The organism is Vibrio clamense (assembly GCF_050337905.1).
In the GTDB taxonomy this organism is placed as follows: Bacteria; Pseudomonadota; Gammaproteobacteria; order Enterobacterales; family Vibrionaceae; genus Vibrio; species Vibrio cortegadensis.
Genome location: NZ_JAKJTJ010000018.1, coordinates 142,624 through 162,727, shown reverse-complemented (window position 1 = coordinate 162,727; position 20,104 = coordinate 142,624). Strand labels below are relative to the sequence as shown.

The 20,104-nt window shown below is 42.8% G+C and carries 15 protein-coding genes and 1 tRNA gene; 9 read left to right on the top strand and 7 right to left on the bottom strand.

What is annotated here, in order from left to right; genetic code table 11:
* Positions 1-92: 92 nt before the first annotated feature.
* On the bottom strand, positions 93-1,019 hold the full coding sequence (locus L4C39_RS01400; protein ID WP_113799729.1) for a DMT family transporter: 927 nt from the start codon (positions 1,017-1,019) through the stop codon (positions 93-95).
* 169 nt (positions 1,020-1,188) lie between these two features.
* Here L4C39_RS01400 and L4C39_RS01395 point away from each other — a divergent pair, with 169 nt between their 5' ends.
* Positions 1,189-1,644, top strand: coding sequence for an Lrp/AsnC family transcriptional regulator (locus L4C39_RS01395; RefSeq protein ID WP_261889626.1), 456 nt, complete (start codon positions 1,189-1,191; stop codon positions 1,642-1,644).
* A 176-nt stretch (positions 1,645-1,820) separates the two neighbouring features.
* On the opposite strand, the gene L4C39_RS01390 is transcribed toward L4C39_RS01395, so the two are convergent.
* Positions 1,821-1,911: transfer RNA gene (locus L4C39_RS01390), tRNA-Ser, on the bottom strand.
* Between the two features lie 330 nt (positions 1,912-2,241).
* Between L4C39_RS01390 and L4C39_RS01385 the strand changes: the two genes are divergently transcribed.
* A complete protein-coding gene (locus tag L4C39_RS01385) occupies positions 2,242-2,919 on the top strand; it encodes a MaoC family dehydratase (RefSeq protein WP_136995294.1) in 678 nt (225 codons plus the stop codon).
* A gap of 50 nt (positions 2,920-2,969) precedes the next feature.
* On the opposite strand, the gene L4C39_RS01380 is transcribed toward L4C39_RS01385, so the two are convergent.
* Positions 2,970-3,788 (bottom strand): phosphate ABC transporter substrate-binding protein, encoded by an 819-nt coding sequence (locus L4C39_RS01380; protein ID WP_113799725.1) that lies wholly within the window; start codon positions 3,786-3,788, stop codon positions 2,970-2,972.
* A gap of 175 nt (positions 3,789-3,963) precedes the next feature.
* Here L4C39_RS01380 and L4C39_RS01375 point away from each other — a divergent pair, with 175 nt between their 5' ends.
* Complete coding sequence (locus L4C39_RS01375) at positions 3,964-4,314, top strand: DUF3024 domain-containing protein (protein ID WP_017053599.1); 351 nt, start codon at positions 3,964-3,966, stop codon at positions 4,312-4,314.
* 11 nt (positions 4,315-4,325) lie between these two features.
* On the opposite strand, the gene L4C39_RS01370 is transcribed toward L4C39_RS01375, so the two are convergent.
* Together L4C39_RS01370 and rnb are read right to left on the bottom strand one after the other, a co-directional pair.
* Positions 4,326-5,132, bottom strand: coding sequence for a helix-turn-helix domain-containing protein (locus L4C39_RS01370; RefSeq protein WP_429743982.1), 807 nt, complete (start codon positions 5,130-5,132; stop codon positions 4,326-4,328).
* Positions 5,133-5,248: 116 nt separating this feature from the next.
* Positions 5,249-7,246, bottom strand: coding sequence for an exoribonuclease II (gene rnb, locus L4C39_RS01365; protein WP_113799850.1), 1,998 nt, complete (start codon positions 7,244-7,246; stop codon positions 5,249-5,251).
* A 379-nt stretch (positions 7,247-7,625) separates the two neighbouring features.
* Here rnb and L4C39_RS01360 point away from each other — a divergent pair, with 379 nt between their 5' ends.
* Complete coding sequence (locus tag L4C39_RS01360) at positions 7,626-9,593, top strand: DEAD/DEAH box helicase (protein ID WP_171757397.1); 1,968 nt, start codon at positions 7,626-7,628, stop codon at positions 9,591-9,593.
* Positions 9,594-9,660: 67 nt separating this feature from the next.
* Here the strand turns inward: L4C39_RS01360 and L4C39_RS01355 are convergent, their stop codons facing one another.
* Positions 9,661-11,274 (bottom strand): putative bifunctional diguanylate cyclase/phosphodiesterase, encoded by a 1,614-nt coding sequence (locus L4C39_RS01355; RefSeq protein WP_315973069.1) that lies wholly within the window; start codon positions 11,272-11,274, stop codon positions 9,661-9,663.
* Between the two features lie 318 nt (positions 11,275-11,592).
* Here L4C39_RS01355 and L4C39_RS01350 point away from each other — a divergent pair, with 318 nt between their 5' ends.
* Positions 11,593-12,786, top strand: a complete 1,194-nt coding sequence (locus tag L4C39_RS01350; protein ID WP_017053536.1) for an acetate/propionate family kinase — start codon at positions 11,593-11,595, stop codon at positions 12,784-12,786.
* A 178-nt stretch (positions 12,787-12,964) separates the two neighbouring features.
* Here L4C39_RS01350 and L4C39_RS01345 read toward each other — a convergent pair whose 3' ends face one another.
* Positions 12,965-13,201: a DUF6363 domain-containing protein gene (locus L4C39_RS01345; protein WP_353958736.1), complete on the bottom strand. Its 237-nt coding sequence runs from the start codon at positions 13,199-13,201 to the stop codon at positions 12,965-12,967.
* 97 nt (positions 13,202-13,298) lie between these two features.
* On the opposite strand from L4C39_RS01345, the gene L4C39_RS01340 reads away from it, so the two are divergent.
* The 4 genes from L4C39_RS01340 to L4C39_RS01325 all read left to right on the top strand — a co-directional run bounded on the left by L4C39_RS01340 (position 13,299) and on the right by L4C39_RS01325 (position 20,086).
* The gene (locus L4C39_RS01340; protein ID WP_429743979.1) at positions 13,299-13,763 is read left to right on the top strand and encodes a hypothetical protein; all 465 of its coding nucleotides are present in this window, start codon (positions 13,299-13,301) and stop codon (positions 13,761-13,763) included.
* Between the two features lie 89 nt (positions 13,764-13,852).
* Positions 13,853-15,238 (top strand): TolC family protein, encoded by a 1,386-nt coding sequence (locus L4C39_RS01335; RefSeq protein WP_390903255.1) that lies wholly within the window; start codon positions 13,853-13,855, stop codon positions 15,236-15,238.
* 13 nt (positions 15,239-15,251) lie between these two features.
* A complete protein-coding gene (locus tag L4C39_RS01330; RefSeq protein ID WP_429743976.1) occupies positions 15,252-16,958 on the top strand; it encodes an efflux RND transporter periplasmic adaptor subunit in 1,707 nt (568 codons plus the stop codon).
* On the top strand, positions 16,955-20,086 hold the full coding sequence (locus L4C39_RS01325) for an efflux RND transporter permease subunit (RefSeq protein ID WP_136995301.1): 3,132 nt from the start codon (positions 16,955-16,957) through the stop codon (positions 20,084-20,086). Before L4C39_RS01330 ends, L4C39_RS01325 begins: the two co-directional genes overlap by 4 nt.
* Positions 20,087-20,104 lie beyond the last annotated feature (18 nt).

Below are 20,104 nucleotides of genomic sequence, written 5' to 3'. Positions count from 1 at the left end.
CGAGAGCCTTACAAAAAAGATAATGTAACGTAGTCGACTTTCCCCCACAATCGAAATAACCCCCGCCTGAATCAGAGGTGATTGAAATCAGTCTATTGATCACGAGTGGGAGGGCGATATTGAAGCGAAGCGTCATTTTTAAGGAATACGTTACTCGCGATAATACTGCCAACACAGATAAAGCCTAGTGCCGCCCATGTGGTTAAGTCTGGAACTTCATCGAAAATAGGTATAGCCAGTAGAGTAGCGACTGCCGGAGTTGCGGATCCAAAGGCTGCTGAGCGTTCTGCCCCCAACTTGTTGATAGCATATAAATAGGTAAATGCTGCAAGTAAGCCGGCCCCTAAGCCCTGTAGCATCAAATGCCCAGCGAGCTCTTGCCATGGCCAAGAGTTAAACGGTATAGATGTTAAGTGGCTATCGAGCGTGCCAGTGCTCACCAGTGCAAACAAAGCGATCACGGATAACAATGAAATTAGCCCTGCGCTTACGAGAGCATCTAAGTTAGCCACACGAGCGCAAATGGTAAACATCGCCCACATCATACTTCCCATTAGAAACAGTAGGTGCCCAGTCAGTTGGTTTCCATCATACTCAGCTAAGCTACTCGTTAAAAATAACAGGATCCCTAGAAACACAAATGCAAGACCTAACTTTCTATGTTGGCTAAGAGGTTGCTTAAATAAAATAACCGCAATTGCAGAAACAAAAAGCGGAAGCGTCCCTGGGACTAAAGCACTGCCATGGGCAACAGGAACGAAGTGCATGGCTGTACTTGCAATGAGCAGATAGGGTAGGCCACATCCAATAAACATTCCTATCAAATAACGCAGAGGAACCTTCATTATCTCGATTCTCGCTTTTACCACTAAAGGAAGTAATACCAAAGCAGGTAACGCAAATCGCATCATTGCAATATCTGCCGGAGTAAGATTTGAATTCGCTCCTCCTTTTAGTGACAAAAAGAAACCAGACCAAAGTAAAAGAGTCGCAATGATTGCAGGGTAGCCGTAATTCATATGATGTTATTATCTGTTTAGGTAGATGTTGGAATTATGTATCAATTTTACGGGTGGAATTTGGCAAACTTGCAGTTATAGTAAGGTGTAAATGGTGGGTTCCGCTAAGAGGTGGACTAGTTTTAATGGTTTCCACTCAATTTTCTATAAACATGAAAGGAAAGTGCGCGTGGATAGGATTGATCGTCATTTGTTGCATCTACTTCAAAGTGATGGACGTTTAACGACGGCTGAACTTGCCGATCTGGTGGGGTTGTCTGCTTCACCGTGCGCGAGACGCTTGAAAAGGTTAGAAGAGCAGGGCGTGATCAGCGGATACAGAGCAACTTTGGATAGGAAGTCCGTTGGAATCGCGATGACTGTGTTTGTCGAAGTGAGTTTGAATAACCATCAAGAGAGTTCCATTGATGAATTTGAACATGCCATTGTGGATATGGAAGAAGTAGTGAACTGTCATGTTGTCTCGGGAGCTTATGACTATTTGCTAGAGGTGGTGAGTAAAGATCTTGTGGGCTACGAAGCGTTTACTAGGAAACTACAGCGTTTAACCAATGTAAAAGATATCCATACTCACCTGGCTATACGGCAAGTAAAAGGCAATGGTTCGTTACCAGTGTTTGTATAACTAGAATAAGGAGGAAGTGAATTGCCGTCCGCTGTGTAGTACTACAGAAATAGATCGGTGGAATAATTTAAACTGAATTCAAGAAAAGGGAGTGGTGTCGATTATTCTTGGTGATTAGTTACGTGTCTTGCAGATATAAAAAAAGCCTTTGATAATCAAAGGCTTTTTTCGAAATGTGGTGGAGGGATAGGGATTTGAACCCTAGAACCGCTATTAACGGTTGCCGGTTTTCAAGACCGGTGCTTTCGACCACTCAGCCATCCCTCCATTTCGTGGCGTATAATATGTATTGGCACGAACCTTGTAAAGAAAAAAATGAAGAAAATTATTTATTTGCTGTTATTTTAGCCGTTAGATGCATTAAGGCTGATTTTTATGGTGCTTGCCTATTTTATTCATCATATCAATGGTTTTTTGAGTAAATGCTCAGCTTGGTGAAATCTAATAAAATAATGTTTTATTGGCAAGTTGTTGAAATTAGTGGTTTTATACTGTTAAGAGTACGCGTGTTAGCTCGAAAGTGTTTGCACGAAACTGTGAAGTGTTTCAAAATTAAAGAGTAATAGTTAGTGTTCTTGGGTGAGACTGAGGTTTTTTATGAAAGTCGCAAATATTTTTAAACATCGTGGAGAGAGCTGGTCTGCACAGCACTCTGAATTCATGCAATGGATGTCCCCTGCATTACGTGAGTACTGGGGAGAGTTTCTGAATAAAACTCAAAACAGTCATTTTTTCTCATGGGTGAGAGATCATCAGCTACCTGCTGTTAATGAAGAAGCTCCGGCTCCTGAGCCTATTGAGTTAAAACCAGAAGCCCAAGAAGTATATGATCAACTATTAACTCAGGTTGGTGAAGTTATCCATGTGGGTAACTGGTTGCCAGTGGACCAAAACCGTATTAATCAGTTTGGTCAGATAACTGAAGATAATCAGTGGATCCATACGGATCCAGAAAAAGCAGCGACAGATTCACCATTTAAAACCACTATTGCACACGGCTTTCTCACTTTAGCGTTACTCCCTAAGCTGACTGATAGTGTAGACGAATCAAATTCAATGTTCCCAACGGCAAAAATGGTCGTAAACATAGGGTTGAATCAAGTACGTTTTCCATATCCGGTAAAATCTGGAAATAATGTTCGAGCGAAGAGCACACTACTAAAAGTGACACCGATTAAAAAAGGTCTTGAGATTGAACGTGAAATTCGCGTTGAGATTGAAGGAATTCGTAGACCTGGTTGTGTAGTGACCTCAGTGATTCAATTGCACTTCTAAACCGTGATGTTTTGAATAAAAAAAGAGAGAGCATTTGCTCTCTCTTTTTGTTAATGCTTAACAGGAGTGTATCCATACTCTTTGATTAACGCCTGTCCGCGAGGCGACTTTATGAACTCAATAAATTGAGAGGACTCTTTCGTTAATGAGTCTTTTTTATGTAATAACAAAAAAGGTCGCGATAGTCCGTAATGGGCCTTTGCGATGTTCTGAGAAGTAGGCTTAACACCTGCAAAGTTGATCGTTTTTACGGATTGATCAATGGACCCTTTTGAAATAAAACCAATCGCGTGCGGGTTATGGTTAACGATTGTTTTAACCATACTGTTGCTGTTCACGACTAAATTGTTTGGATTTATATCAGATACTAAACGATGGTTGACGATTTTTGTTAAACCTAACAGGCTCTCAAAACTGTATCTTGAACCGGATGAAGGCTCACGAGTGACCACTGCAATTGGCTTATCCTCCCCACCGACTTCTTTCCAATTTGTAATTTTTCCTTTGTAAATATCGTATAACTGCTCTCTGGTTAGATTGCCAATCGAGTTAGTACGATTAACGACCAATGCAAGCCCATCATAAGCAATGGGAAACACGTCCATATCCGCTTCTTGTTCACGTTCGGTAAGGTAACGGGAGCTCATTCCAATATCGGTGACCTCTTTTTTAACCATTGTAATTCCAGCAGTCGAACCAATCCCTTGAACCGCGATATAAGAATCTGGGTGGCTTGCGTTATATTTCTCGGCAAGTACGTCCATCAATCGTGCAACAGACGTTGATCCTGATATATTCGTTTCTTGTGCAAACGCATTAGAAGTGAGTAGGCAAGCAGACAGGAGAGTGGCAATTGCGACTCGTAACATAAATAACTCCATATGGTATGTTTAAGCTCACAGCATCATATGAGGTTCTGGTTACAGTTTTGTGAATAGGATAAATGGTATTATAAAGATTGAGAGCCTAGACTTGTGCTAGGGAGGTCTACTTGGGTTCTTATTCACCGCTTCAAGAAATGTTTTATTGCCTAAGGAGGTTTGAATGGCAGTTATTGAGATGGATAAGCATCGGCTCGAACGAAGTGCGACACAACTCTGTCATGAGCGTAATAGTAATCATCCTGTGGAGTTAGGGAAGTCTCTATTTGAAACATGTGAGAATGGAGTACAGTTCTCTAAAGCGCATTACTTACTCGACTCTAGCCACTGTGAATATATAAGTCCTGTTGCCAAAATTGAATTTGATAACCAAACCCGAAGGTGGTCTATTTTTGTTCCACAGCATAGTGGAGAAACACTGATATGGATCCCTTACCCTTATTTGCCTTCAAGTACTGACTTGGTGGCAGTGTTGAAAGAGATAGAAAGGGATCCTAAAGCTTATATTTGGTAAACCGTGTAGGGTTAGGCCTCTACGGCTGCTTTTGCCCTAAACTCTTTTGGGGTGCATTCTTGTAAACTCTTGAATACAGTACTAAAGTGGGCTGCGCTTTTAAAGCCAGAATCATACGCAATTTGAGTGATTGATTTTGAACAGTTTCTTAGTTGGTTAGAGGCGTGATTAATTCTCTTTATTTTGAGTAAATTTGAAAATGAAAGCTCTTCGGCTGCGAGCCTGCGTTTTAATGTGGCCGTTGACATTCCAATATGTAAAGCGAGAGAGTCAAGTGAGATATCATTCTCTATATTGTTGTCTATGTAGTTGATGACTTTCTGGGTGACAGTGAGCTCTGAAGCCGTGACCACAGTACTGAATAGTGATGGGTACTTCTCTAACATCATCGCGAGAAGCGCAAACGCGATATGTGATTGAGCAAATCTATTAAATGAAGCACTGTGGTGAGTATCGATCAAAAAAGTGAGTAGTTTAAAAATTTTTGTGTCGGATTGATCGAACTTGTACAGTTTATTAGAGTTAGAGATAAAGTTGATATCATCATAATGTTGCCTAAACTCTTGAAATAGACTGATATCAAAATTGATTGATTCTGCGACGAAGTTGCCTCCATTTATCTCTTTATTCGCACTATAAAACTCCCCCGAGCTGTATAGCACAAATTCCCCAGCCTCAAGTTTCCCCTTCTTCCCGTTTGGGTAGCTAAAATGCATTGTTCCTTGTCTGACGATAAAAATGCCATTTCTGGGCGCTGGGTAACGCTCCGTTTTCCTTTGTTCTAAATTTGATAACTTTATGATATCGATGATGGGCATTGATTACCTCAAATGCAGACCTAAGCCGCGATTGTCAATATAAAACAGATTTTGCGTTTAATTGTGACAAAAAAAGGCGCTCATAATGTGAGCGCCTATCTAAGAGGTTGAATTAATTATGCTTTAGTTTCATCAGTCTCTGAGGGCTGCTCTGCAAAAACTTGAGTTGGTTTTGCGACCAGGTTTCTATTCTCTAGGTTGACTTCTGTTAAAACAACTTCTAATTCGTCACCTGTTCTATATACCACTTCTTTATCAATACAAATAGTACCGTCGTCACTATTACAGCTAATTCTTTCTTTATTATCAATAATAAGAGAGCCAGGTATGAAAGCGGCGGCTCCATTTTCGATAAGGCGGATTCTCATACCTGCTCGGTTAATGTCAAAAATTTCTGCTTTGAAACGCGTTTCCTTAGCTGGCTCATCACATAAAGTACGTGCATATAGCCAATCACCCACATTTCGCTCTGCCATATTATGATGGCGACGGTGTAACGCTAGCTCTTCACCGACCGACTCATCTGCCGTCTGTATTGGGTCTTTACCTAGAATGTGCGCTTTCAACATTCGATGGTTGATCATGTCACCATATTTACGTATTGGTGATGTCCACGTCGCGTAAATGTCTAGGCCCATGGCATAGTGAGGAAGAGGTTGATTGCCAATTTCACTGTATGCTTGGTACTTACGGATACGGTTATCGTAATAGTTGGTGTCTAACGTGCCTAACCAACGACGTAAGCTTGCAAATCCTTCTAATGTTGTTATCGATTCTTCTGTGTATGCGTCTTCAGATTGAGGATTGACTAGCTCTAATACATCCTTTAGCTTTTCCGGCTTGAAACCAGCATGAGTGTTAAATACGCCATTGCCAAAAGTGTTCTTAAGGATAGTCCCCGCACAAATATTGGCGGTGATCATCGACTCTTCAACTAATCGATTTGCAGAGCGACGCATATCGGCATGAATCGCAATCACATCGTTGTCTTCACTCAATTCAAAGCGGTAATCCGGGCGATCTGGGAATACGACAGCATTGTTCTTACGCCAATCTGCACGTGCAAGTGAGAAATCATAAAGATCTTTAACAACGGTAGCGATTTGCTCTTCAGGTTGCCATTCCTCTGATTTCCCGTTTTCAAGCCAGTTCGATACATGATCATATACAAGACGAGCATGAGATTTGATGTTCGCAGCGAAGAATTTGATATCGTCACCGATAACGCCATCTTTACTTACCGTGACGGTACAACAGAGGGCAGGGCGAACTTCGTTCTCGATCAGTGAACATAAGTCATCAGCAAGATCGCGCGGTAACATCGGGATATTACGACCAGGTAAGTAGATAGTGAAGCCGCGTTCACGGGCAACTTTATCCATCTCATCTTCTGGTGATATATAGGCGGTTGGATCGGCGATCGCAATAGTCAGTTCAAAATCGCCAGATTCTGTTTTCTTTGCGTATAGCGCATCATCCATATCTTTAGTAGAAGCACCATCGATGGTCACTAAAGGCAAATCGGTGAGGTCAACGCGTTCTAGATCGGCATCATCATTGACTTGCCAGTTGTCGATACCTTCAGGCTCGCTATTTGGAAGATCATTCTGTGCAAGAGTGACCCACCATGGTGCGATTTTATCATCCGCATCTGTGATTTTTTCTGAAATTTCAGCTAGGAAGTTATCGTTTCCCTTTAAAGGGTGATGAATAAGGTGAGCAACGACCCAGTCGCCTTCTTTCAATAGTTCAGGATTCAGTCCTTTCTTTGCTTTTGCTTTTAATTGAAGCTTTTTCAGCTGAGGGTGATCTGGAATTAAGTTTAAACGCCCTTTGAATAGTTTCACGCGAGCAATGAAACGTGTCAGTCCTTGCTCAATTAGTTCTTCAGGCTCTGCAACTTCGCGCTCTTTCTCGGTACGAATGATCGCAACAACTTTGTCGCCATGAGTACACTTTTTCATATATGGCGGCGGAATAAAAAAACTTGTTTTGCTGTCGACTTCTAAAAAGCCGAAACCTTTTTCTGTTGCTTTAATTGTCCCCTCTTTTTTAGGAAGGGTCTCTTGGATTTGCTGCTTTAGCTGAGCTAATAGAGGATTATCTTGAAACATACTGTCTTTTTTCAAACGAATGTGATTAAGCACACTATAATCATTGCGAGGAATGATTACTACTTAAAGCAAGCTTGGGAGATGAATAAAGTAGAGCTTAGATTTCATACAAAGCTAGGCTGATGTCTAAATATTCGACTAAATATGTCGAATAGATGATCACTTTATTCGTTAATGAGAAAAAATTGTGATGTATTTCAATTTTTTCTGGCTTTTTTTATGCGTTTAAGGAATAATCCGCCTCCCTTAGACGTCCCTAATGGCTTGATGCGTTTTTATTACTGTTTCGCAACTGAACGGAATCAGTATCTGATTGGATCAGTATTGAATTGGTAGAGCACCTGGGACCTTTTGTTTTAATTTATATAGTGGGATCCCAATGTCCGAATCTGTAATTCAATTTAATGAATTAGCTCTTAACGAAAATGTCCTTTCAGCTCTAAACAGCATGGGTTTCGTTTCTCCTACACCAATCCAAGCGGCTGCTATTCCTCTTCTTCTAGAAGGCCGTGATGCGTTAGGTAAAGCACAAACAGGTACTGGTAAAACAGCTGCATTCTCTTTACCAATCCTGAACAAAATTAATCTTAACCAACACAAACCACAAGCAATCATCATGGCTCCTACTCGTGAGCTAGCGATTCAAGTTGCTGCAGAAATCAAAAACCTTGGCCGTGACATTAAAGGTCTTAAAGTTCTTGAAATCTACGGTGGTGCTTCAATTGTTGACCAAATGCGAGCTCTAAGCCGCGGTGCTCACATTGTTGTTGGTACTCCAGGTCGTGTTAAAGATTTACTAACTCGTGACCGTCTACACCTAGATGAAGCGCATACATTTGTTCTTGATGAAGCAGATGAAATGCTAAAAATGGGTTTCGTTGATGACGTTACTTGGATTTTAGAGCAAGCTCCTGAATCAGCACAGCGCGTACTATTCTCTGCAACTATGCCTCCAATGGTTAAAACTATTGTTGACCGTTACCTACGTAACCCTGCTCGAGTTGACGTTGCTGGTACAAACCACACTGTCGATAAAGTGGCGCAAAACTACTGGGTAGTGAAAGGCGTAGAGAAAGATGAAGCAATGGCTCGTCTTCTTGAAACTGAAGAAACTGATGCATCAATCGTATTCGTTCGTACTCGTCAAGATACTGAACGTCTAGCGGATTGGTTGTCTGCTCGTGGCTTTAAAGCTGCAGCACTACACGGTGATATTCCTCAGTCTCTACGTGAGCGCACTGTTGATCATATCAAAAAAGGTGTTATCGATATCCTAGTTGCAACTGACGTTGTCGCTCGTGGTCTTGATGTTCCGCGTATTACTCACGTATTCAACTACGATATTCCATTCGATGTTGAATCTTACATCCACCGTATTGGTCGTACTGGCCGTGCTGGACGTAAAGGTAAAGCGATTCTTCTTGTTCGCACAAACCAAATTCGTATGCTTCGCACTATCGAACGTGTTACTAAATCACAAATGGAAGAGATTCAACTTCCAGAACGTGATGCAGTTGCAGCGTCTCGTCTTGCTAAGCTAGGTACTGAGCTTGAAGCTGATAAAGAAAGCACTGCACTAGTAAACTTTGTTGAACTAGTAGAGAAACTACAAGCGTCTCTTGAAATTGATTCAACAACACTTGCTGCAATGCTTCTTAAGCGTCAACAAGGTAAACAGCCATTGTTCTACACTGGCCCAGATCCTATGATTGCTGCAATCGAGCGTGATAAAAACCGCCGTAAAGAGCGTCGTGACAATCCACGTGATAGCCGCGATGGCGGACGTGACGGTGGTCGTGACTTCGGTGGCAACACTGCTGATTGGGATACTTACCAATTACAAGTTGGCCGTGAGCAAGGCGTTCAAGTTAAAGATATCGTTGGCGCACTAGCAAACGAACTTGGCTTAACTAAAGGTTCTATCGGTGCTATCAAGCTAGACCAAGGTCAAACTTACGTTCAGCTTCCTAAAGCAATGAACTCTGACACTGCTGGTAAACTACGCAAACTACGCATCCGTCAAAAAGATGTGGGTGCTGTTGTTGTAGATTTCACTGACTTCAGTCGTCCTCCTCGCCGTGATGGCGGTCAACGTCGCGATGGCGGTGGTCAACGTCGTGATGGCGGCGGTTACCGTGGTAATCGTGAAGGTGGTAATGGCGGAAACCGTGAAGGCGGCGGCTACCGTGGTAACCGTGAAGGTGGTTCATCTTCTCGTGATGGCGAACGTCGTTTTGACCGTAACCGTGGTGGTGACAACCGTGGTAACTACCGTGGCGAACGTGGTCATGGAAATTCAGGCAATGGTGGTGCTGGTCACCGCGGTCGCCGCAATAACGAAGGTTAATTTAACCTGAGTAAGAAAAACCGAGCCTAGTGCTCGGTTTTTTTGTATTTAAAAGAAGGGCTTTCAATTAATTGCTTTTTACTGCGGTCGATAAGGTTTTGCCATATTCCGCATTGTGCTGTTGTGACCAGTTAATCGCATCTTGAATGGATAGTGCTGCGGAATAGTAGTGTCCTTGAATATAGTCGCATTTGAATGCGGTCAGTAAATGTAAGGTATCTGGATGTTCTATCCCTTCAGCAACCACGCTGTAACCAAGACCATGAGCAAGTGCAATCGTATTAACAACGATAGACTGGTTACGTTTATTTGTTATGATCTTTTGTATAAAGGATCGATCTATTTTAATTTGATCGATGGGTAAATCTTTTAGTAGTGAAAGTGATGAATAGCCTGTGCCAAAATCATCTAGACTAATGCTAAAACCAAGTTCTTTTATTTGAGAAATAATAAGTTCTAAATTCGCCATTTTACTTATTGCCGTACTCTCCGTTATTTCTAAAACCAAATATTGGGCAATCGTTGGTGTACGTTGAACAAGGTCGGTTAATAGTTTGGTGATTGTATTACCTAGTACGTCTTTACCCGATAAATTGACATGAACTGGGTAATACAGCCCTTGATTTTGAAATTTGATAATATCTAATTCAACTTGCTTTAATACCCACTGGGTAATTTGAGTGATCTTGTTACTTTGTTCCGCAATATGAATAAAAACCGAAGAATTTATTTGTTCGCCATTAGGTTGATTCCAACGGATTAAGGCTTCGTAACTGGCTACTAGCCCAGTTTCTGTTGAAATGATTGGCTGGTAAAATAGAACGAACTCATCATGATCTAAAGCAAGCTGCAATTGGCTGGCGATCTGCAGCTTACGTTTAGCGCCATGACTCATTTCGGCTGTGTAGTTTGAAAGTAGTTTTCCTGCCTGTTTTGCATGGTACATTGCGATGTCTGCATGATTGATGAGAGTATCTGGAGTCTCGCCATCTTTAGGATATTGGCTTGCTCCAAATACCGCACTTGAGGCGATTTCAAAACCATCAATACTGAAAGGGCGACGCAAATTCATATCAATTAAATTGATTAAAGTTAAAATTTCATTGTGTGACATTTTATTGATCACAAGGACAAATTCATCTCCACCTATCCTTGCCATGAAATCATCATCAGAAAGTAGTTCAGAAATTCGTTGGCCTATTTTAATCAGTAACCTATCGCCACAAGCATGTCCCATCGCATCGTTCACTTGTTTAAAGTTGACCACATCGAGCAGTAACGTGGTAAACCCTGTTTGTACTTTAATCTTCCTATTAATTGTTTCCATGCAGTATTGTCGATTTGGCAAAGAGGTCAGAGAGTCGTGTAGTGCATTAAATCGCTCGCGCTCGACTAAAGAATCAAGTTCTTTGATCGTTGTCGAGCTGAAGTGGATGACCATCACTACAAAAATGCTGCCGCCGAAAAGAATAAGTGAAAGTCCGGTGATGAGTAGGGTGGGAGCTTGATTTAGTAAACTGTACAAGAACAGAGAGTAGCCAATGATAAATGCTCTGATCAAATTACAGAGTAGATTCCAACCATGTTGATTGGTGGTCTCTTTTATCTGTTGTGCAGGTGTTAGTGCCCAAATCAAAAGAGCGATCCCAATAGTAACCAGTAACATAGAAAAAAAGGGCAAAGTTATACTCCATCCTAATTAAAAGCAGATTAGCAGCCATTTTTCGTTAAAATTTAATCTTGTTATAAAGTTGTTAGTTGCAACATTAGTTTAGGTGGGGAATTCAAAAAAATCTGCAAGATTCAACTATATGAATCAGGTTAATTATATTTTTAAGCTCGAATAAAATCAAAAACTGTCCTAGATCAACAAAAAAGCGTTTCGCATGCTATTCCGTCTAAAAGAAAGTTGAAAGATTCAAAAATTATTGAATAATGGATTCATACAAACATGAAGCAATTGCTTCACAATTCAGTCTAAAACAGGGTGCATATACAAATGTCTAATTCGTTTGTTCTGGTTATAAACTCAGGTAGTTCGTCTCTGAAATTTGCCGTTATTGATTCAGCTTCGGGTGATGCTGTATTAAGTGGACTTGGTGAGTGTTTCGGGCTAGAAGATGCTCGCATGAACTGGAAATTCCAAGGTGAAAAATTTGAATTCGCTATTCAAGGCACAGAGAATCACCATCAACTTGCAGTCGCAAAATTAGTTGAGTTAGTAAAAGAGTACAAATTAATTGAAGATGTTGTTGCTGTAGGCCACCGAGTGGTTCACGGCGGTGAGAAGTTTACTAAAACCGTTCGTTTAGATGAGTCTATCGTTGCAGACGTAGAGGCTCTAAGTGATTTAGCCCCTCTACATAACCTTGCTCATGCGATTGGTATGCGAGCTTCTATGGCTGCATTCCCTGAGCTCCCTCAGTTTGCTGTGTTTGATACTGCTTTCCACCAAACTATGCCTGCAAAAGCGTACACAGGTGCTATTGCAAAAGAGCTTTATACAGACTTCGGTATTCGTCGTTACGGTTTCCACGGCACTAGCCACTACTACGTAAGCCGTGAAGCAGCAAAAATGCTTAATAAACCAGTTGAAGAGAGCAGCTTTGTTTCTGTTCACCTAGGCAATGGTGCTTCTGTTTGTGCAATCAAAGATGGCCAAAGTGTTGATACCAGCATGGGCTTCACTCCTCTGTCTGGTCTAATGATGGGAACTCGCTGTGGTGATTTAGACCCAGGCATCATTGAGTACTTGATGAAGAAAGGCTGGTCTCAAGAGAAAGTCTTTGAAGCGTTGAACAAGAAATCTGGTTTCTTAGGCGTGTCTGGTTTAACAAGTGACGCTCGTGGCATTCTTGAAGCGATGGAAGAAGGCCATGAAGGCGCTAAGCTTGCATTCCAAGTATTCACTTACCGTGTAGCAAAATACATTGCTTCTTACATGGTCGCTTTGGATTCTATTGATGGCATCATCTTCACAGGTGGCATTGGTGAGAACTCACTGCCAATTCGTCGTGAAATTCTTAATAGCCTTAAATTACTAGGTTTCGCAGAAGATGAGAAAGGTAATGAAGCGGCTCGATTCGGTGCGGCTGGTATCGTCGGCAAGTCTGAGATGCTAGGTGCTGTCGCAATGGTGATTCCAACCAACGAAGAATTCGTGATTGCTCAACAATCGATTGAATTGCTGTAATAGAGCTTAAAAAATGACAGAGAAAAGCGAGCCTAGTGCTCGTTTTTTTTGTTTTGGACGTTCAGTACATAATGATAGCGCTAGACGTTTTTTGACCAAATGCGTCATTATCGTATCGGTATAAGTTTCCCATCAATGATCTCATTCTCAATCATCTGAGCGATAGCTACCGAATTACTCAATTTATCCCTAAAGCTGAAATGGATGCATTTTTAGCCGCCCTTAGACCCATCTGATACCCAGCTTCAAGTTTGTTGTTATTTGTCGTTAATCTTCCTACAGCAAAGTTATCATCTGGAGTTATAACATTAATGGTGCAATCTTGAGGTGGGTTATTAATAAACGCTAAGGTTTGGTTGTAATGGTCGGCTCGGTTGATCATTGCTTCAGCGAGATGAGGTTGCCTTTCATTTATGGCAATCGAGACTTTCTATTGAGTAATTTGTGATAAAGCATTGACCTTACCCCAGGGGGAATGTTTAAAATTCACTTATTACTCTGATAGGTATGATATGAAACACTCACTTAAACACATATGGATCACGATGTTCAGTATCTTTGCGATGCTGATGTCTAACTATGTGTCGAGTGCGCCAGTCATGACGATGAGTGATATGAAAAGCCAAGCGATGACCACGCCTGATCAACCTACGCACCATGCTCAAACGCGAACAAGTACCGAAACTACCTCAACCAATCATCACACCAATCCGATTAAAACAAATTGTCATTCGATGAGTAGCAATACTCCGACAGTTGATGCAGGCGCAGAGGCATCTTCAACCATGATGCATTGCGGAGATTCAGAATCGAATGTTGATGATTGCTGTGTGTCGGTCTGTTCGAGTGTGTCTTATCCCATCGATCCGTCTTATGGCGTTAAAATCGTGTCATCATCTCTGGCACTACACCATACTTTCAAGATTGGTGATAAAGTGACGCGTATCCAAGGCTTGCTCCGCCCACCTTCCGCTTAATTCAATATCAGCACATTTAGCTCTCAAGTCTAACCATTACTTTGCTTGGTTACTTGGGGTATCCATAACACTATATCGTGGATAACATAGTGAATATTGAATTTTATAGATTAGGTTTACCTAAAACCTGCTGCTTAACGATCGTCGTTGCTGTATCTGCAATTCCGGCTATTTCTAATGCGGCAACACAAACGGTTTCGCCATCTAAAGTTGCATCAACTAAGCAACTCAATTGGCTGATTGAGACGGCATTGGCTAATGATCCCAGTCGGTCGCAATATGCAGCGCAGTCACAAGCCATTCGAGCATCAGGCATTGCCAGTGCTACCTTAATGGATCCAAAACTTAAAGTCGGATTTGGTGGTTTGCCTGTTGAATCGTTTAAGTTTGATGATGATCCAATGACCAATATCTCAGTTGGGTTGATGCAGCAGTTTGAACGCGGGTCGACTCTCGAACTCAAACAACGTAAAGCCAATCAGCAGGCTGACGGTGCCGCTTATCAAATCCAAGTACGTGAACGTGATGTGGCAAATAATGTCACGCAGCTGTGGTTAGAGCTTGGTTACCTCCAGCATGTTGAAGTTTTGGTTAAAGAGACTCGAAGTCTGATGGCAGAGATGGAGCAGTATGTCCAAACCAACTATTCTATTGGAAAAAGCGAAGCTCAAGACCTACTGAATACCCAGCTCCAGGTGAGCAAGCTTGATGAAAAACTTCACTCAAATCAGCAAATGCAAGCCAGAGTGATGGCCCAACTTTCAGAATGGTTAGGAGCGGATTGGCTGAGTGCAGAAACGTCAAAGCAAGCGAGCTTCCAGTTAAATTGGCAACGTTTGAGTTCAACCTTAAAGGCTCATCCTACTAATAATCAGTATTACGCTTTGCTTAATGGCCACCCAATGGCTCGAATGGCAGACGCAAATATCTCAGCAATTCGTACTCAAGTTGAGGTTGCGGAACAGGCTTATCGTCCTCAATTTGGTGTGGAAGTGATGTATGCCTATCGCCAAGCTTACAACATGATGGGCGATCCCGCTTCTGATTTACTTAGCGCCTATATCACGATGGACATCCCTTTGTTCACCGGTAATCGACAAGATAAGAACCTTTCCTCAGCTCAGTATCAAGTTGGGGCTGCCCAATATCAGAAGGATACTCTTCTCGCTCAGTTGAACGCACAAGTCAATGCACTCGTGACCGATAGAGTGAATTTAGAGGAGCGAATCAAGCGTTATCAAGACCGCCTATTGCCACAAGTCACCGATCGAATCGAAGCTGTTGAGCGAGGTTATCAAAATAATACAACTCAGTTTGGTGATGTGATTACAGCTTCGACTGATGAATTAGCCTTGAAGATCGAGCTGAGTCGCTTAGTTACCGATTTTAATCAAACCAGCAGCAAGCTTGCTTCTTTACTTGGTGCTTTCGAGTACCAAGTCAGCACGCCAAATACCCAATATCTAGAAGAATAAAAAGGGAACGAAAATGAAAACGATTAAAGTTGCAAGCATGGCGTTACTCATTGGTGGCGTATTAGGTTACGGCGCAAGCCTCTTTCACTCAGGAATGAACGACAAAATGGCGAGTTCAGAAGACGTTACTGGTAGTGATGAACCGTTATATTGGGCAGCTCCGATGGATCCAAATTACAGACGAGATAAGCCTGGTAAGTCACCGATGGGGATGGACCTTATACCAGTATATGCAGAGGCCCTTAATGGTGAGAATGATAAACCAGGAACAGTGAGGATTGATCCTGCGGTTGAGAATAACCTCGGTGTTAAGACGGCAAGAGTCCAGCGTGAAGTATTAGCCCCTCGTATCGAAACGGTGGGTTATATCGCTTTTGATGACAGTCAATTATGGCAAACCAATGTTCGTGTATCTGGTTGGGTTGAGAAGCTCTTTATTAATGCGGTAGGTGAGAGAGTAAAACAGGGTGAAGTGCTATTTACACTCTACTCGCCTGAATTGGTTAAAGCCCAAGAAGAGCTTATCAGTGCATACCAAACAAACCGAAAAGGCATGGTTAAAGGAGCGACAGAGCGCTTAATTACGTTAGGTGTGGATCGGAACCAAATTAAGTCGATAGTTCGTAAGGGGGAAGCTTCTCAAACCATTGAGGTAAAAGCACCTGCCGATGGTGTTATTGCAAGCTTGAACATTCGAGAAGGGGGTTATCTTTCTCCGGCACAAGCCGTCATTAGTGCTGGGCCATTGGATGAAGTGTGGGTCAACGCGGAAGTTTTCGAGCGTCAATCCCATTGGATTAAGCAGGGCAGCCAAGCGTCAATGAACCTTGATGCATTACCTGGAGGTGAGTGGAGTGGGGAAGTGGATTATGTCTACCCGATCTTAGATCCAAGCACTCGTACTTTACGTGTACGTCTGCGCTTTAGTAATTCAGAAGGTAAGCTAAAACCCAATATGTTTGCAAACGTGGTCCTAAAACCGGTTACTAGCGATGCAGTCTTAACGATTCCTCGTTCATCTGTTATTCGGTCTGGCGGCATGGCCCGAGTGGTGTTAGCGGAAGGGGATGGCAAGTATCGATCTGTACGAATCGAAGTGGGAAGAGAAGCGTCGGACAAAATAGAAGTCTTACAAGGCTTAGCTGCGGGGGACAGCATCGTTACCTCTGCACACTTCATGCTGGATTCAGAGTCTAGCCAGTCTGCGGAATTATCACGCATCAATGGTGTGGAAGTTCCTGCTGAAACGGCTTGGGCAAAAGGGACAATCACCGATGTGATGGCGGGTCATCGCATGCTTACTATCAATCATCAACCTGTACCTGATTGGGACTGGCCCGGAATGGTGATGAACTTTAACGTAGCAGATAGCGTAGCGTTTGATTCATTTGTTGCAGGGCAGCATTTGGAGTTTGAGATGCAAAAGGCCGCATCGAGTCAGTATGAAATAGTCGATTACAAGATCAGTGAATCTTTAATGGCTTCTGAAGTTTGGATTAACGGTGACATTACCATGCTGATGGCTGATTTCGGCATGATCACCCTTAATCATCAACCAGTACCAGAATGGGATTGGGACGCTGGAGAGATGAACTTCTCTGTTGGAGATAAGGTGAATTTAGTTGATTTTGAAGAAGGTCAAAGCGTTCGTTTTTTAGTTGAAAATCAAGGTTCAGAGTATCTATTGAAAGGACTAGAAATAAGCGAGGGTGAACAATGATAAATGCCATCATTCGTTGGTCTATCAGTAACCGATTTTTGGTTCTGGTGGCAACAATCGCACTTATTTTGGGCGGGTTATACAGCGTAAAGAATACTCCTGTCGATGCGATCCCCGATCTTTCTGATGTTCAAGTGATCATAAAAACAAGCTATCCGGGGCAGGCTCCTCAGGTTGTTGAAGACCAAGTCACCTATCCGCTGACGACTGCGATGCTTGCTGTACCTGGTGCCGAGACGGTGCGTGGATACTCATTTTTTGGAGATTCTTACGTCTACATTATCTTCAACGATGATACTGATATGTATTGGGCAAGATCTCGTGTTCTTGAATATCTAAGCCAAGTGGCACCAAAGCTTCCGCCAAGTGCAAAACCAACCTTGGGTCCCGATGCGACAGGTGTCGGTTGGGTATACAGCTATGTGTTACAAGACAAAACGGGACAGCATGACCTTGCGGAACTCCGTAGCTTGCAAGATTGGTTCTTAAAGTATGAGCTTCAAACGGTTGAAGGTGTGTCAGAGGTGGCAACGGTTGGTGGCATGGTTAAGCAGTACCAAGTGCAAATCGACCCGGCTAAATTACGCGCTTATGACCTGACTTTACAACAAGTCAATATGGCTATTCAAAATGGCAACCAAGAGAGTGGAGCTTCTGTTGTTGAGGTGGCTGAAGCGGAACACATGGTACGCACTACGGGTTATTTGTCTAGCATTGAAGATATTGAAGCGCTGCCGTTAAAAGTCACTCAACAAGGTACAGCTTTGTTACTGGGTGATATTGCTGATATCAACTTTGGACCGCAAATAAGACGTGGTATTTCAGAACTCAATGGCGAGGGAGAAGCTACTGGTGGTGTGATTGTTATGCGATTTGGTGAAAATGCCAGTGAAGTGATTACTAAGGTAAAGGCAAAGCTGTCCGAACTTCAACGAAGTTTACCTGAAGGCGTCGAAATTGTTCCGACTTACGACCGCTCCACATTAATTGATGCTGCCGTTGAGAACCTTTGGAAAAAGTTAGCAGAGGAATTCATGGTGGTTGCGATTGTATGTGCGTTGTTCTTATTCCACATCCGCTCATCATTGGTCATCGCTTTGAGTTTGCCTGTTGGTATCCTTTCGGCGTTCATCGTCATGCATTGGCAAGGTATCAATGCCAACATCATGTCTTTAGGCGGTATTGCAATTGCCATTGGTGCCATGGTAGATGGGGCTATTGTAATGATCGAGAATGTTCACAAGCATATCGAACGAACGCCACTGAACGATAAGAACCGTTGGCAAGTGATAGGTGATGCGGCTCAAGAGGTAGGGGCTCCACTATTTTTTTCTTTGCTGATCATTACGTTAAGCTTTGTACCCGTATTTGCTTTGGAAGGCCAAGAAGGAAAAATGTTCTCACCACTGGCATTTACTAAGACTTATGCAATGGCGGCTTCTGCGGGATTGGCGATTACCTTAGTTCCTGTATTGATGGGTTATTTCATTCGAGGAAACATATTGTCAGAGCATAAGAACCCAATCAATAAAGGGCTGATAGCTCTGTATAAACCGCTACTTAGCCTTAGCCTTAAGTATCCAAAGAGCATGATCCTACTTGCGCTTGCGCTGATGGGCTCAGCTTATTACCCAACCACCCAACTCGGCAGTGAGTTTATTCCACCGCTAGATGAGGGCGATCTTATGTACATGCCAACCACATACCCAGGTATATCGATTGGTAAAGCGAGAGAACTACTTCAGCAAACAAATAAGCTGATTATGACAGTACCAGAGGTGAAGACTGCATGGGGCAAGATAGGTCGCGCTGAAACCGCAACCGATCCTGCCCCACTGACCATGATTGAGACTGTTATTCAACTGAAACCAAAAGGCCAATGGCGAGACGGGGTGACTTCAGAGTCTTTACGTAAAGAGTTTGATGATTTAGTTCAGTTTCCAGGTTTAACCAATGCTTGGGTAATGCCAATTAAAACCCGGATCGACATGCTTGCGACTGGCATTAAAACGCCAATCGGTATCAAGATTGCGGGACCTGATCTTAAAATCATTGAGCAGATTGGGTCTGAGCTAGAGCCAATATTGAATAGCATTACAGGCACTGCATCGGTTTATGCAGAGCGTGTTGCTGGTGGCCGTTATGTCACGATTGACATAAACCGCCGAGCTGCGGCTCGTTATGGGCTGAGCATTAAAGAGATCCAACAAGTTGTTTCGACCGCAGTCGGTGGTATGAACGTGGGTGAAACGATTGAAGGTCTTGAGCGATACCCAATTAATGTTCGCTACCCGCAAGAATATCGTGATTCGGTTGAAAAACTGCAAAATTTACCCCTGATTACACCAAATGGTGCGCGTATAGCCTTGGCAGACGTAGCCGATATTCGCTATGAAGATGGCCCTCCGATGATAAAGACAGAGAATGCTCGCCCTAATGGTTGGGTGTTTGTGGATATTGATGGTCGAGACCTTGGTTCTTACGTAGAAGATGCGCGGAAAACGGTGGGTGATCAGCTTGATTTACCTGCGGGCTATTCAATTGCTTGGTCAGGTCAATACGAATACATGGAGCGAGCAAAGGAGCGCTTAGGTGTCGTTGTGCCAATCACCATCGCTATCATTATGCTACTCCTTTACCTGAGTTTTAGACGAGTCGGTGAAGTGATGATCATCATGCTCACGTTGCCACTAGCGATGGTTGGAGGGTTGTGGCTAATGCACTACCTTGGCTACAACTTCTCTATTGCTGTTGGTGTGGGTTTCATTGCGCTTGCAGGTGTCGCGGTAGAAATTGGAGTCATTATGCTGGTGTACCTCAACCAAGCTTGGCATTACACCAAACTCGATGCAAAAGAAAAAGGTTTAACACTACAAGAGAGAGATCTAACTCATTCGATTCGAGAGGGGGCAGGACTTCGAGTGCGTCCGGTCATGATGACGGTACTCACCGTCATTATTGGCCTTATTCCAATTATGTATGGTGAAGGTACGGGCTCTGAGGTGATGCAGCGTATTGCGGCTCCTATGATTGGCGGTATGGCATCAGCGTTACTGCTTACTTTACTGGTACTCCCAGCCATCTTTAAGCTTTGGAAGCAACGAGAACTGAGCAAGGTAAACGATTAAAGCTAAGTGGGTAGAAGC